Below are 13457 nucleotides of genomic sequence, written 5' to 3' on the forward strand. Positions count from 1 at the left end.
TCAAGCGGCTTTTGGGATCCAAAGCCGCTCTTTGTGAAACAAGGCGTTTGCGAGCACGATGAGCTTTCGCATGATTGCGGTAATGGCGATCCTGGCGTGTTTCCCCTTGGCGATGAGCCGGTCGTAAACACGCTTGAGGTCTGGGTTGAACCGCATGGCGACGATGGCCGGCATGTAGAGCGCTTGCCGCACGGTGGCACGACCGCCCTGGATGAAGCTGCGGCCTCGCCATGTGCCGGACTGGCGCGTGATGGGTGCCAGCCCGGCAAGGGAGGTTGCCTGACCTTCTTCCATCATGCCGAGCTCGGGCATGTCGGCCAGAAGCGCATGAGCCGTGACCGTCCCCAGTCCCGGAATACTGGCCAGCACGTCCCGGCGCCGGGACAGATGCGCATCTTCCGCCACGAGTGCGTCAGTCGCCGCATCGAGGGATGTAACCTGCGCCTCGATCTGCCGCAGGCGATGACGCGCGTGGCGCTGCAGCAAGCCGATCGTCAGGGTCTTGAGGAGATTGAGCGTTGCCGTGCGGTCGCGCATCAAACTGCGGCGCGCGGCCACCAGTTCGGCCAGGCGGTTCTGTAGATCCGTGCGGACCGGACGGGCAACCGGCTCCAGCAGAGCACCATAGCGCGCCAGCATCTCCAGCGCAGAAGCGCGGTCTGGCCCTTGCGGGTGTTGGCGACACGGACGCTATCACCGCCGGGGTGACGGGCAGCGTCGAGATGATCCTTGGATACATCGATCCCGATTGTGATCGATGCGGGTGGCAATTCGGCCCTGGAAGCCGCAACTGGATGCATCATCTTTTCCATGTCCTATGCTTGTCATCCGAGGCCGGACCTTGGGTATCCGTTCAGGCCACAAGGAAAAGAAGGGGTGGTCATACTCTCAAGTCGACCCATTCAGGTCCGCCTGTTACCGACCCGTCCCCTTCTTGATTTTCCCGGGATGGCCATCCCGGGAAAATCAGTCCTTTGTCGCACGCAGCAACACGGAATGCATAAGACAAGCCTGTGTCAGTCCCATCAGCAGATCGGCAATCCTGTCGTTCTCTTCTGCCAGTTGTGGACGATAGCGAAAGCAGGTCTCGGATATCTCAAAAAACCGACAGGCCAGCGCAATGCTGACCCCGTGATGCGCCACAGCCTGTGCGGCCAGTTCCTGGTGCCGGGCTGGCCGCTTCATTTTTTTCCCAAAGCCTCCTTCAGGATATCCGTCTGCATGCTCAGATCCGCATACATCCGCTTCAGCCGACGGTTCTCCTCTTCCAGAGCCTTCATCTGACTGATCATTGACGCATCCATGCCGCCATATTTCGCACGCCACCGGTAAAACGTGGCGTTGCTGATCCCATGCTCCCGGCACAGGTCAGGAACAGAGATCCCGCCCTCAGCCTGGCGGATCACACCCATGATCCGGGCATCAGTAAAGCGATCTCTCTTCATCAGAATCTCCTCATCCTTACGCTGAGAAAATTCTCTTTCAAAAGCCACTCTTTTTATGGGGGGATTACCACCTGACTGTTGATATTTTTAGGAATTCAGGCCCTATGGTAGGGCAAGACCTGCGTGCCCTCCACGATAAAAACCTGCCGAGTTGTCTGTCAGGCCGACAGTTCTTTTCGAACAATTTCCGTACCCGTGCCCAGAGCATTCAGTTTGCCACGCGCTACATCACGCGACAACGGTGCCATACCGCAATTAGTGCAGGGATAAAGCTTGTCTGCATCAACGAACTGAAGCGCTTTTCGTAGGATATTTGCGACTTGCTCAGGTGTCTCAATGGTTTTGGTGGCCACGTCAATCGCGCCGACCATGACCTTTTTCCCACGAATGAGTTCAATCAGATCCATCGGAACGCGGGAGTTCTGACATTCAAGCGAGATCAGATCGATATTGGATTTCTGCAGTTTGGGAAAGATCTCTTCATACTGACGCCACTCTTCCCCAAGAGCATTTTTCCAGTCGATATTGGCTTTGATGCCGTAACCATAACAGATATGCACTGCGGTTTCACATTTCAGTCCTTCAATGGCTTTTTCCAGCATGGCAACGCCCCAGTCATTGACCTCATCAAAGAAAACATTGAAGGCAGGCTCATCGAACTGGATGATGTCGATACCAGCGGCTTCCAGCTCTTTAGCTTCCTGATTAAGAATTTTTGCAAATTCCCAGGCCAGTTTTTCGCGGCTTTTGTAGTGACCATCATGGAGTGTGTCGATCATGGTCATGGGGCCGGGGAGCGCCCATTTGATAGGTTTCTTTGTCAATGTGCGTAAAAACTTTGCATCCTCGACAAAAACCGGTTTTTCGCGCGCTACGGTGCCGATAACGGACGGCACGCTCGCATCATAGCGGTTGCGAATTTTAACCGTCTGACGGTTTTTGAAGTCGACGCCACTGAGATGCTCAATAAATGTCGTGACGAAATGCTGACGTGTCTGTTCACCGTCACTGACGATATCAATGCCAGCACGGTCCTGATCGTCCAGCGTTAGGCGAAGTGCATCCTGTTTACCCTCGACCAGTTCTTCCCCCTGTAATCTCCAAGGAGACCAGAGTGTCTTAGGCTGGGCGAGCCACGAGGGTTTGGGCAGACTACCCGCCGTTGAAGTAGGGAGCAGTGTTTTCATGAGAGATGACCTTGTGTTTCTGATATCTAAGCGGTGTAACCGGCAGACCATTTTTCAAGAATGTCGTGATACGGCCTGATGAACTGCTCGTCCGTATAATGTCCCTGTGAGATCGCCAGTTGTTTACGCTCCTCACGGTCGTATACAATGCGGGTGTTGGAATAATCCTGATGTTTAAGGCTCGGCTGATAATAGTCAGCCGCAGCGGAGTTGGAATTGTAAATTTCAGGACGGTAAACCTTCTGAAAAGATTCCATCACGCTGATAGTGCTGATTAGTTCAAGAGTAGAGTAATCAGACAGCAGATCGCCAAAAAAATAAAAGGCTAGTGGGGCAGCGCTATTGCGCGGCATGAAATAGCGAGCCTGCATTCCCATTTTTTTAAAGTAATGGTCCGTCAGAGAAAATTCACGTTGTTCATATTCAACGCCGAGAACAGGATGTTGATTTTTTGTCCGATGATAGGTGCGATTGGTCGAGACACTCAGGCAGATAACAGGAAGTTTTTTGAAATTTTTCTTGTAAACAGACGAGTTCATAACGCTTTTAAAGAGATTTCCATGCAGGTCTCCATAATTATGCGGGACACTGAATTCGGTTTTCTCTTTATTGTAAGCTGGTAACAACACGCTGAAGTCGTAATCCCGCACGTACGAGGAAAAACTGTTCCCAGCGAGACCTTCTATCCGTTTATTGGCGTTTTTATCAACAATTGTTGTGTAGAGGACTTCAATCAGAGGAAAGCTACCGTTTTTACCAGCAAAGGCGAGATCCATTTCGACAGAGATGATCTCAAGTTCAAGAGTGTAGCGATCTCTGTTGGCATTATCCCACTGCGCCAGATCATTAAACCGATTGTCTATCATCTGCAGGACGTTACGCAGATTTTCCTGGCGACTTTCTCCTCTCGCCAGATTGGCAAAATTGGTTGTAAGGCGCGTTCTATCGGAAGGGTGATAGTTTTCATCGAAACGAAGCCGATGGATACTGAATGTGGTGTCCTGAATCATTGCGGTCCTGCGTTCTTTTTCTCACCCCGAACCAGAATGCGAGCACTGATGATGCAAGACATCTTCAGTTTTAACTTCTGGCTTTCCCATGCGGTGGTGGTCATCATGGCTGCATTTATGCCTGAACACACTTATGATCAAAAATGATTTTATTTCATAAAATCATTAATATATTTCATGAATGAATTTAGTGGAATTGCCTTTGGAAAAGATAAAGCGCAAAAGTAATACCAACGGTTATAGCCTCTGACCTGTGTGAGCCCATTTTCTGAGAGTATCCGTTGTGGTCAAGCGGCTTTTGGGATCCAAAGCCGATCTTTGTGAAGCAGGGGTAATCCCCCCCATTTTTAGTGGGGTTCTGACCGAGAATTCAGGCAGCTTCTTTTAGTTTCCGGGCGGGTGTAAACCCGCCGTTCCCCATGTTGGGTCTGTCATTGTTATATGTCCAGAGCCATTGTGTTGCGACTTCCTGCACGTCCTGAATGGTTTCAAACAGAGACTGCTCAAGCCATTCCTGCCGGACAGTTCTGTTGTAGCGTTCGATATAAGCGTTCTGCTGCGGAGTGCCTGCCCTCAGCCTGGCGGATCACACCCATGATCCGGGCATCAATAAAGCGATCTCTCTTCATCAGAATCTCCTCATCCTTACGCTGAGAAAATTCTCTTTCAAAAGCCACTCTTTTTATGAGGGGATTACCAGATGACCGGCACAAAACCGTTACAAGTCCAGTTCCGCGTCATCGCAACCCGCTACGATAAACCGAAATCAACCTTCCTCGCAGTCGTTCGGTTTGCCTCAATCATTATCCTCATTAACTGACAATATGCCGTAGAAGCCTCGGCTCAATGCAATTCTCGATTCCGCCAGTAGCGTCACACAACCTCACTACTAAAATCAGCGACCTTCGATTTTGTGTCGCAGTTCCCGGCCACGTTCGGTAAGGCGGGAGCGTTCCATGCCCCACCGCGCCGAACATCCACCGGCGATAAAGCCCATCAATACGAGAGATGACCGGATACTTCCTCCGTCCAGTAAGGTTCCATACCCACCATCTTCTGGCAGGGACAAAATAGCCCGTTTCTGTGCGGGGGTCAGGCTTTCCGATCCAAAATAGGATCGACCCGTTCCGTTTCGCTGGCTACCGCCAATATATGTATGCATTTCCCGTGTTTCCTTTGAAGTGTTTGACGGGAGTAGGCCCGCGACATGCCATTGCCCGACGTACGTCATTCTTCAACACTGCTCAGAAAAGAACACGCGAATGGGGAAAGCTGCGGATAAAACAGAAAACATGGCCGTCACTCCGTCTGTCGGGCACCCCGCCCGATAGAACTGGTTACGTCACAAAGGCAGGTCTCCTGGCTTACGGGTCGTCAATACCGGTTCAGTCTTCCCAGCCTGTTCGTCATAGCCAGTGACGGGTCCTGTCATAAGGACATACGATCCGGAATCTCTCCGCCTACAGTTGCGGGGGCAGCCACCGACTTGTTCCCGGACCCTGATAAGCCCTGCCAGAACGCACGGCGTTCCCTATTAACCCGTTCGCACGGGGCCTTGTGATGTAAAGGTAGTGTGGCGCAGGCCAGCCCACAGTGCAAGTCTGCCAGCTTCCCGTCTGTGTGAAGGACACCATGCTCTTTCATTGCAGGTTTTTGAAAAATCCATATTGCGTAGCTCACGAGACCTGACGCATATTGCAGCAAGCCTTTATGTCGGTGGTGCCGCGCAAGCGGAGTAATAGGGAATACCGTAAGCTCTGGCGGGATCTGTAATGATCCGGGAGCCAGTCGGTGGCTGCGCCCGCAACTGTAGGCGGTATGTAGACGGATCCAATCATCTGATATTCAGTCAGATGGGTCACTGCTTCCAGTAAGGGAAGTGGGAAGACAGGACCGAACTGCCATGATCCGTGAGCCAGGAAACCTGCTACCGTCGCAAACCGTGCCACCGGGCGGGACTGACCGGCGGCAGGAGATCAGCCGTGACGCGTTCTTTTGCTTATCGATGTGCCTGTCAAGGCTCCCTATATATGCGGATTATTAGTCTGTACCCGGATAAATCCCGGCTTCGCAAAGAGGTTCTCTTCGTAGGCCTTCTGGCCGGCGGCTTATAACTCGCACGTAATTTCCTGACCTCGTGACACAGGTACCTACATTTTATTCTGGATAAAAAAGAAATATCCATGAACACAGATATGAGCATGGCAGCCGTTACAGAACCAGAGCCGGTTGTCGCAATGTGTATGTTTTCTGATGCATGTCTTGATCAATCCTTGGCCCTTCGCCTGCGGCAGCCCGAGGTAAAACAGCTTTTCGTCCGCTTTGTAGCGGTCCTTATGCGTAAAAGGACCGACGCTTTGGAATCTATTGCCAACTCAGTGGAAAAACAGATCAACGCGCTGTTTTCCCGTCCATTTACGCGGCGGCAGGTGCAACGGATACTAGGGATCACCAACCAGAAACGTCTGCTCTGGATACAAGATGGGCACCTGCAGCAGACCGGAATAATCCTGAATAACCAGCGCGGTCAAAAATTGAGAGTTCCTGTATCTTGCGCCGAGAGAATTGGATGGCTTAACCAGAATCCTGACATGATCGAAGCATGGCGTGACGAGGATGCCCGCATCCTGACATACGAAGACCGGTCCAATGCAGCCCTTTCCAGTTAATCCATTCCGATTGAGAAAAAAGATGGCTTCTCCCGTACCTTCGCCGGGTTTTATCCTCATACAACAGCGGCGACGTCGACGTTCCATATCGGTATCCCGCCTTATGGAATCCGCACCTCTCCGGGAAGACGTCATTCAGGCAATAGCCAGGACGGAACTCCCTGTTCCAAACCCGGAAGACCGCATTCGTGCAGATGGATTTGAAACATTCCTTCGTCTGGCACCTCCCGCTGATCAGCTTCCCGCTGCGCCGAAGGCGCGGGGCAACTACCTGGAGGAACTGTTTTCGCCCCTGCTGTCAGAGGCTCTGGCCTATGTGGATACAGCCTGCGATTTATCAAACACGCACGGGATCGAGGCGCGTATGGCTTTGCTTCAGGCCTATATTTCCGCACACTGGACCATTGGCGCGCGTGATGCCGCCATGCACCTATACGGTATACCAAGCCCAAAGGGTTGACTGAAAGCATAGTGGTCACCGCATGAGCGGCGTAACCCCACCTGTCGGTTACAAGCGTGAAGATACTCAGGAATCTGGCGTTATCGGGGTGGGACGAGCGGTTTGATCAGTATCAACAAGCTCTTCGCTCCATGCAGACCGGCATCGCGTTTCGAGGAATTGGGCGTTCCTTTCGCTTCGCGCATAATCAGATGAGACTCTTGATTGACGATGGCCCCGTGCAAGCGGGTTAAAAGGGAATGCTGTAACGCTCCGGCTGGACAATTCTGTTCCGGGAGCCAGTCAGCGGCTGCTCCCGCAACTGTATGCGGTATGCCACCGGTTCGTTCACCTGCGGGTGAGCCACTGTTTCCTTCGGGAAATGGGAAGGCATGGACTGGCAGGCCATGATCCGTGAGCCAGGAGACCTGCCCTCGTCTGCAAACCACGTCGTCGGGCGGGATGCACCGAAGGCAGGAGATTGCCCATGCGTTATGGGAAGACCATTATAACTGAGCGATGCCCCAGATGTTTCATAATTCTGGTGGAGACATCATAATGCGGCGCTATGTGACCGGCGCGTTTCTGACAACCGGTCCACTCGCCCTGTATGGTTCAGGGACATGTGCTCATACTGCTGATATTCCTGACACCAGCACCGACGACATTTCCTTCAGCGTGCGCCGGACGGACGTGGCTTCTGGCGACGTGTGGGGACATGACACGCCGATATATGGCAGCCATACCTATCCCGTCTCGATACGTAGCGGAGAATGTGCCGGCATTGGTTTTGCGCATATTGCGGGCACGGCACATTTAACCGGCCAAGGGCGCCCGCATGATGGTAAAGGTCATACCGGGCTTTTCAGACAGCAGATGACGGGCGCGACAGAACCATTATGGAAAACATCCATGGTGCCCTAACCGCTCATTCTTACGGCATGCATCGCGGAGCATCGGTCATGCGCTTTTCCATGCGAATTCGCCGATAAATCCGCCGATATTTCATAATTTCAGTCACGCGCGAAGCAACGAAAGAGACATCATGCATATTGCGCAAAAAGCAACCTGTGTCTCGCTATTCTTCAGTGTCATGATTGGAGGAACTGCTGCTGTTCACGCACAGGTTCCTCCAGCAACAACAGCTCCGCCCGCCGTTCTGGGGCAATGGATCACCAGAAACCACAAGGGTGTCTTCGAGATCACACGGTGTGGCGACCATTTGTGCGGGAAGCTGGTGGGCCTGAACTATAGTGATGAAATCCCACGGGACCAGACAGGACGTTCGGAATGTGGCTTGCCCATGCTGCAGGACTTTGTGCAAGATACGGATCAACCGAACCGCTGGAACGGGTCCATTCTCGATCCCAATACCAATCACGTCTATCAGGCCCGTATGTGGGTTAATCAGTCTGGACAACTCAAGTTACGGGGCTATCTCGGGATTCCGATGTTCGGGCAAACGCAGACCTGGTTCCCTTATAAGGGTCATATCGGCCCGGACTGCAAAATGAGCACCTGATCTGCATGGTGCCAGGTCAGGCGAAGATGCCCATGCGCATTAAGACGGAGCATGGGCATCGACCGGTTTACTCCCTGGCATCCTTCCGGGGCGACATACCATTCTGGATAAGGATCTGGCGCAGCGCCACGATAACCGGAAAGACCTCCTGATTCCGGTCGCCATCCTGCTCCCGCCATGCCTGCTGCTCCAGCTCGACAATTTCGCGATCTTCAGTGAAAACCCGCTCCGTAAAGGCGATCAGCAGTGGCCATGCCAGATCCAGCACAAACGGGATTTTCAACCTGCGTATGGATAACAGGCCGAAAACGCGGTTGCTCAGCTCTTCCCGATCCTGGGGCACGTAGGCGATCCACAATTCCATCACCGGTTTATCTACGCCCTGGGTTTCGATACGTAATGTCTGATACGGATACTGCGTGCGGATGGTCATGACATCCCGGTAGGCGAAATCCCGGCCGTCTTTCCGGCGTTGTCCGTAAATCAGGGCTTCGCTCAACGGCTGCTTACCGGCCGTGCGGGCAAATGTATAGCGGGCCTCCACGAAATCCTTCCCACACTCCATTCCCAGAAACCGCGGTTTCATGCTTCCGACCAGACGGCTGTGGAGAACCTGATGGTTCATATCCATCAGGTTCTCATGCATAAAACTGTAGTGGCACTGCACGACCTTGCCAAACCGGCGGGTCCTATAATGCGGGTCGCGGACACGCGGGAAGTCAGGCAGGGGTACGCTATCGGATTTTTCCAGATCCCCCATGAATACGAAGATCAGGCCGTCCTTTTCACGACAGGGCCAGGTACGCAGCCGAGGTGGTTCGCGTTCCAGCTTCATGTCAGGGGAAAAGCATTGGCCGCGTCGACTGTATTTCAGCCCATGATACGCACAGCGGACAAAATCCCCACACACTTCCCCCCTGCTGAGTGGGAGTTGACGGTGGGGGCAGACGTCATCCAGCGCGAAAATGGCTCCGGCATCTGGCCTGACCACGACAATAGGCTGTCCTGCATAGCGGACACCGATCGCCTTGCCCCGGCGCAGTTCACGCGACCACGCGACCGGATACCAGAAATCGGGATTGCTGCGAACGCGACGGATATCGACACCTGACGAGGCTGCGATTTCAGACACGGTTGTTTCCGATATATCTCCTGTCATGATCTGTTCAATGTCTCACGCTGTCGGCAGCGCATGGGACAAAACGAATATCGTTTTCACAAAATTCGTGGACGGGCTCTGTCTGGCGTCTCCACTGACAGGAAGTGGCCAATGACACGATTTCAGACATTTTCTGCTGCAGCATAACCGGGTCGTCTGTTTCATTCAGCCCCGCCGTGCCACCCAATGCCCCGGATGGCGCGATCATAAGACGGTCCCGACGATGGGAGTTTAATATCTGTTCTACAATGCTCCGGGCCATACCAATATGGGTTGGTGCCGTGCCAGAGGCATCGACCAATCCCAGTGACAGCCAGCGATCCGCTGAAAAATGCTTCAGCACATAAGGCAAACCGCGATAACCGTGCACCAGATCTATATGTAGACCATCGAAAGGCAGTTGCAGCACAAACGGAAGATGCGGCCCAAAGCCTCCTTCTCCACCCACCAGAACCAGTGACGTAACACCTGATATCTCGGCCAGGATGCGCCATGCAACGTCAATGTGGGTCAGTGTAGCAGCCGATAGATCGGGATGTGCGAGGATAGGTTCATCAATCTGGACCCATAAGCACCCTGCAGTGGTCAACTGTTCAAGGCATTCAATATAGGCCGGTAACAGGCGCATCAGGCTCTGAGCAATATTGTCTTCCTTCGCCATGCCGCATAAGACGAGAAAACTGACTGGCCCCAATAGAATGGGCCGGGTCGTGATACCCTGCCGCCACGCCGCGACGAACGCGTCGTAAGGCCAGTTATGAACAAGATGAAATGGTTGTGCCGGTCTCAGGACAGGCTGTCGGTATTCACCATTCACGGGGTCGCAGGCCATTACCGTATCATCAGTCGCAACGCCAAACATTCTGGCAGTCTGCACAATCCTGCTGTGCCAGAGGCTATTGGCAGTCGCGATATGGGAAATGCCCGCTGCGCGCTGGAAGGCGACTCCCCGGCCCTCACTGACAAACGGAAAACCCAATGTCGCCGTCAGAAGTCGGGTTGGGTATCGGGAATGGATTGATGAATAATGGCGCGAGGACACGCCTTGCGGCATGTCGTTATGACACGCGGCTTCCTGCCATATGGGCATAAGCTTCTCCCGCCTTCGGCACATCCCGTCCGACGGCTTGGTATATGACGATGGCAGGTCTCCTGGCTCACGGATCATGGCCAGTCGGTTCCTGCCTTCCCATTTCCTTTCCGGAAACAGTGACTCACCTTTTCGGGGTGAATGAACCGACGGCATACCGCCTACAGTTGCGGGAGCAGCCTCTGACTTCGCTCCCGGGTTCATGACCCGGCCGGAGCGTGACAGTGTTCCCTATTAACCCACTCGCGTGGGGCCATCGACTTGATAGGGTTATATAATGCCTGAAGCGGACGGTTAAGCGCAAGGTATCGTGGGCATGACGACACGACACACCGCACACATTAACGGCACAAAGCCCACGGAAGTACCGCGTTCTCGACCCGTCGCACCGTGACCCCATAAACGGTGCGCATGATGTCATCATCCAGCACCTGCGTGGGCGGTCCGTGACGGATGGCGACGCCGTCATCCATCAACACCAGCTCATCACAGAAGCGGGTCGCCAGCACCAGGTCATGCAGTACGACGATAATCCCCTTCCCCTGTTCGGCCTGCTGTCGGAACAACTGCATCATGGACAGGGCATGTGCCGGGTCGAGTGCCGCGATCGGTTCATCGGCCAGTATGACCGGTGTGTCAGTCGCCAGCGCACGCGCCAGGTTCATGCGCGCGCGTTCCCCACCTGACAGATGGCTGGCCGGGCGGGCGCACAGGTCCATCAGACCGGTGACATCAAGGGCATGGTCGACTGCTGGATGACGGGCGGCATGATCATCCGCCTGCCCATGCGGCAGACGCCCAAGTGCGACCAGCGCACGCACTGGCATGGGTGGTGGTAAGCCCCCGTCCTGCGGAATGAAGGCAAGCTGCCGGGCGCGCAGCGCCGGGGGAATCTGGCCCATGCTGCGATCCAGAAGCCGAATATCCCCACAATCGGGAACTTCCAGCCCTGCCAGCAGGCGCATGAAAGTACTTTTCCCTGCGCCATTCGGCCCGATCAGGCCAATGACCCGCCCTTTCGCAAGTGTCAGGGACACGGCCGAGACGACAGCCCGATCTCCACGCCGGAGTGAAACGTCGTGTGCCTGCAACAGGATCATGATACGGTTCTTTTCAGCATGATGACCCGTGCAAAGAAAACCGGCGCGCCGACCAGCGCCGTCAGTACGCCCAGTTGCAGTTCGGGGCCGACCGCCACCAGACGCACCACCATATCTGCCAGCAACAGCAGCAGACTGCCCCCCAGAAACGATGGTACAAGCAAACGCGATGGCTGGTATCCCGTCAGCGGTCGCAACAGATGTGGCACCACCAGCCCCACAAAACCGATCGCCCCCGAAACCGCCACGCATGATCCCACGGCCAGCGCCGCCCCCAGCACGATACGCGTCTGGATACCCCGCAGGCCACGCAGCCGGAACCCAAGGCTTTCCGCCACGTCCTCCCCCAATGTCAGCGCATCCAGCGCGCGGCCCGCAGACAGCATGAGCAGGGTGCCGCACACAACACCGGGCAGGCAGATCCAGACATGGGTAAAAGTACGGTCCGTCAACGACCCCATGAGCCAGTGCATGATCTCGAATGATGCATAGGGACTGGGCACAAGGTTCAGCACCAGCGCCGTCAGGGCCGCCACAAAACTGCTAAGCGCCGCCCCCGCCAGCAGCAGCACCAGCGTGCCCCCGCGTCCCACCAGTCCCATCAGCACAGCAGCCGCACACAACGCGCCCGTCAGGCCACCCAGTGGCAGGGCCACGATGGAAACCTGCATGAGGCCGGTATAGAACACGCTGACTGCCCCCAGTGCTGCCCCCCCCGATACCCCCAGAATGCCGGGATCGGCCAGCGGATTGCGCAAATATCCCTGCAGCACAGCACCCGACAGGCCCAGCGTCCCACCCACCATCACGGCAAGAAGCGTGCGCGGCAGGCGAAGACGCTCTATAATAATTGCCCCGACACTGTGCCGCCCCGCCAGAATGTCCGCGAGCGCATGCGAAAACATGACGCGGGTTTCTCCCCACATAAGCGACGCGCCAAACAGGCCAATAACACCAATCAGGAGCATGACATTCAGCAGCAGGGTCTTGTGGGTTGATTTCACGGGACGGACATTTCAAGGTTGTGACGTGCGTTACGCAGCATGACGACACTGTCCAGTGTCTGCGGCAGGCCACACAGCCACAGTCGTGCGGGCAGATCCAGATGATGCGCCCCGGCAAAGGCCTGCTTCAGCGCCGGATGGTCCAGCATGGACTGGGCAAGGGACGTGCCCTTTCCCGAGCGGTCAAGGATCAGCAGGTCGGGCGGCTGCGCGATCAGCAGTTCCATGGAAAAGCGCGAAGATGCCTGATGTCCCATGAGCGTTGCGTAATTGCGAAAGCCAGCATGGGCAAGGACATCATCCGGGAGCGAACCCGCATGGGTGACAAAACCATTGGCGGCGTAGACAGCCGCCGTGGGATCGGTAGAACTCCGCGCGACCGAAAGGGAGGCCAGGCGCGTGGTAAAGGCCATGGCCAGTTGTCGTCCCCGTTCAGGGACACCGATGGCGTTGGCAACCACCATGATCTGGGCCGGGATGTCTGTCAGGGATCTGGCGGGCGGCAATGCGATCACCTGTGCGCCCCCTTCCCGTCCCGCCTGCATCGCGACGGCCGCCGTATAGACGCCGCCCAACACGACATCGGGATGGGATGCCACGACATTTTCCGCCGTGGGTCGCAATACCGGAACATGTTGTGCCTGCTCGCACAATACCGCGTTCCAGCAGTCCCGGGTCAGTGGCGAGATCCCCACGATCTGGCCCGGTTCAGCCAGCATAAGCAGCAATTGGTCGGTACAGAGATTGAGCGAAGCCACGCGTGGCAGCGCCAGAGCCTGCGTCAAGGGGACACAGGCGAGAAAACCGGCCACAATCGCTGCCATCATGCCTT

General features: G+C 55.2%; 12 protein-coding genes, 2 pseudogenes and 4 riboswitches. Of the genes and pseudogenes, 4 read left to right on the plus strand and 10 right to left on the minus strand.

Features of this window, described 5'->3' with window-relative positions; translation table 11 throughout:
- The 5 genes and pseudogenes from GLX_RS06270 to GLX_RS17080 form a co-directional block, all read right to left on the minus strand.
- Positions 1-639: a transposase gene (locus GLX_RS06270; protein WP_014105158.1), complete on the minus strand. Its 639-nt coding sequence runs from the start codon at positions 637-639 to the stop codon at positions 1-3.
- A 375-nt stretch (positions 640-1014) separates the two neighbouring features.
- A pseudogene (locus GLX_RS17075) lies at positions 1015-1445 on the minus strand (transposase); the annotation flags it as partial.
- Positions 1446-1603: 158 nt separating this feature from the next.
- A complete protein-coding gene (locus GLX_RS06285; protein WP_014105161.1) occupies positions 1604-2632 on the minus strand; it encodes a methionine synthase in 1029 nt (342 codons plus the stop codon).
- A gap of 26 nt (positions 2633-2658) precedes the next feature.
- The gene (locus GLX_RS06290; RefSeq protein ID WP_014105162.1) at positions 2659-3642 is read right to left on the minus strand and encodes a DUF1852 domain-containing protein; all 984 of its coding nucleotides are present in this window, start codon (positions 3640-3642) and stop codon (positions 2659-2661) included.
- A gap of 370 nt (positions 3643-4012) precedes the next feature.
- Positions 4013-4219, minus strand: a pseudogene (locus tag GLX_RS17080) (integrase core domain-containing protein); the annotation flags it as partial.
- A gap of 754 nt (positions 4220-4973) precedes the next feature.
- Positions 4974-5215: riboswitch (cobalamin riboswitch) on the minus strand.
- A gap of 127 nt (positions 5216-5342) precedes the next feature.
- Positions 5343-5588, plus strand: a riboswitch (cobalamin riboswitch).
- A 237-nt stretch (positions 5589-5825) separates the two neighbouring features.
- Between GLX_RS17080 and GLX_RS06295 the strand changes: the two are divergent.
- From GLX_RS06295 to GLX_RS06310, 4 genes are all read left to right on the plus strand, one after another.
- On the plus strand, positions 5826-6311 hold the full coding sequence (locus GLX_RS06295) for a hypothetical protein (protein WP_041247229.1): 486 nt from the start codon (positions 5826-5828) through the stop codon (positions 6309-6311).
- A gap of 103 nt (positions 6312-6414) precedes the next feature.
- Positions 6415-6771: a hypothetical protein gene (locus GLX_RS06300; RefSeq protein WP_231850415.1), complete on the plus strand. Its 357-nt coding sequence runs from the start codon at positions 6415-6417 to the stop codon at positions 6769-6771.
- Positions 6772-6965: 194 nt separating this feature from the next.
- Positions 6966-7200, plus strand: a riboswitch (cobalamin riboswitch).
- 108 nt (positions 7201-7308) lie between these two features.
- Positions 7309-7674: a hypothetical protein gene (locus tag GLX_RS06305; RefSeq protein WP_148268544.1), complete on the plus strand. Its 366-nt coding sequence runs from the start codon at positions 7309-7311 to the stop codon at positions 7672-7674.
- A 121-nt stretch (positions 7675-7795) separates the two neighbouring features.
- Positions 7796-8272, plus strand: coding sequence for a DUF2147 domain-containing protein (locus GLX_RS06310; RefSeq protein WP_231850416.1), 477 nt, complete (start codon positions 7796-7798; stop codon positions 8270-8272).
- A 67-nt stretch (positions 8273-8339) separates the two neighbouring features.
- On the opposite strand, the gene GLX_RS06315 is transcribed toward GLX_RS06310, so the two are convergent.
- The 5 genes from GLX_RS06315 to GLX_RS06335 all read right to left on the minus strand — a co-directional run bounded on the left by GLX_RS06315 (position 8340) and on the right by GLX_RS06335 (position 13449).
- Positions 8340-9431 carry an aromatic ring-hydroxylating oxygenase subunit alpha gene (locus GLX_RS06315; RefSeq protein ID WP_014105164.1) on the minus strand — a complete coding sequence of 364 codons (1092 nt, stop codon included), beginning with the start codon at positions 9429-9431 and terminating at the stop codon, positions 8340-8342.
- A 7-nt stretch (positions 9432-9438) separates the two neighbouring features.
- On the minus strand, positions 9439-10599 hold the full coding sequence (locus GLX_RS06320; protein WP_231850417.1) for a uroporphyrinogen decarboxylase/cobalamine-independent methonine synthase family protein: 1161 nt from the start codon (positions 10597-10599) through the stop codon (positions 9439-9441).
- Positions 10557-10794, minus strand: a riboswitch (cobalamin riboswitch). It overlaps the preceding gene by 43 nt.
- Before the next feature lie 68 nt (positions 10795-10862).
- On the minus strand, positions 10863-11621 hold the full coding sequence (locus GLX_RS06325; RefSeq protein ID WP_014105166.1) for an ABC transporter ATP-binding protein: 759 nt from the start codon (positions 11619-11621) through the stop codon (positions 10863-10865).
- The gene (locus tag GLX_RS06330) at positions 11618-12589 is read right to left on the minus strand and encodes a FecCD family ABC transporter permease (RefSeq protein WP_193360673.1); all 972 of its coding nucleotides are present in this window, start codon (positions 12587-12589) and stop codon (positions 11618-11620) included. Before GLX_RS06330 ends, GLX_RS06325 begins: the two co-directional genes overlap by 4 nt.
- A 32-nt stretch (positions 12590-12621) precedes the next feature.
- Positions 12622-13449 carry an ABC transporter substrate-binding protein gene (locus GLX_RS06335; protein ID WP_193360674.1) on the minus strand — a complete coding sequence of 276 codons (828 nt, stop codon included), beginning with the start codon at positions 13447-13449 and terminating at the stop codon, positions 12622-12624.
- Between the last annotated feature and the right edge of the window lie 8 nt (positions 13450-13457).

It is taken from the genome of Komagataeibacter medellinensis NBRC 3288, from assembly GCF_000182745.2.
Classification (GTDB): Bacteria; Pseudomonadota; Alphaproteobacteria; order Acetobacterales; family Acetobacteraceae; genus Komagataeibacter; species Komagataeibacter medellinensis.

What these genes read in the sequence shown, in the direction of transcription:
- GLX_RS06270 (WP_014105158.1), bottom strand. Translation starts at nt 639, where the DNA reads ATGCTGGCGCGCTATGGTGCTCTGCTGGAGCCGGTTGCCCGTCCGGTC.
- GLX_RS06285 (WP_014105161.1), bottom strand. Translation starts at nt 2,632, where the DNA reads ATGAAAACACTGCTCCCTACTTCAACGGCGGGTAGTCTGCCCAAACCC.
- GLX_RS06290 (WP_014105162.1), bottom strand. Translation starts at nt 3,642, where the DNA reads ATGATTCAGGACACCACATTCAGTATCCATCGGCTTCGTTTCGATGAA.
- GLX_RS06295 (WP_041247229.1), top strand. Translation starts at nt 5,826, where the DNA reads ATGAACACAGATATGAGCATGGCAGCCGTTACAGAACCAGAGCCGGTT.
- GLX_RS06300 (WP_231850415.1), top strand. Translation starts at nt 6,415, where the DNA reads ATGGAATCCGCACCTCTCCGGGAAGACGTCATTCAGGCAATAGCCAGG.
- GLX_RS06305 (WP_148268544.1), top strand. Translation starts at nt 7,309, where the DNA reads ATGCGGCGCTATGTGACCGGCGCGTTTCTGACAACCGGTCCACTCGCC.
- GLX_RS06310 (WP_231850416.1), top strand. Translation starts at nt 7,796, where the DNA reads ATGCATATTGCGCAAAAAGCAACCTGTGTCTCGCTATTCTTCAGTGTC.
- GLX_RS06315 (WP_014105164.1), bottom strand. Translation starts at nt 9,431, where the DNA reads ATGACAGGAGATATATCGGAAACAACCGTGTCTGAAATCGCAGCCTCG.
- GLX_RS06320 (WP_231850417.1), bottom strand. Translation starts at nt 10,599, where the DNA reads ATGATCCGTGAGCCAGGAGACCTGCCATCGTCATATACCAAGCCGTCG.
- GLX_RS06325 (WP_014105166.1), bottom strand. Translation starts at nt 11,621, where the DNA reads ATGATCCTGTTGCAGGCACACGACGTTTCACTCCGGCGTGGAGATCGG.
- GLX_RS06330 (WP_193360673.1), bottom strand. Translation starts at nt 12,589, where the DNA reads ATGCTCCTGATTGGTGTTATTGGCCTGTTTGGCGCGTCGCTTATGTGG.
- GLX_RS06335 (WP_193360674.1), bottom strand. Translation starts at nt 13,449, where the DNA reads ATGGCAGCGATTGTGGCCGGTTTTCTCGCCTGTGTCCCCTTGACGCAG.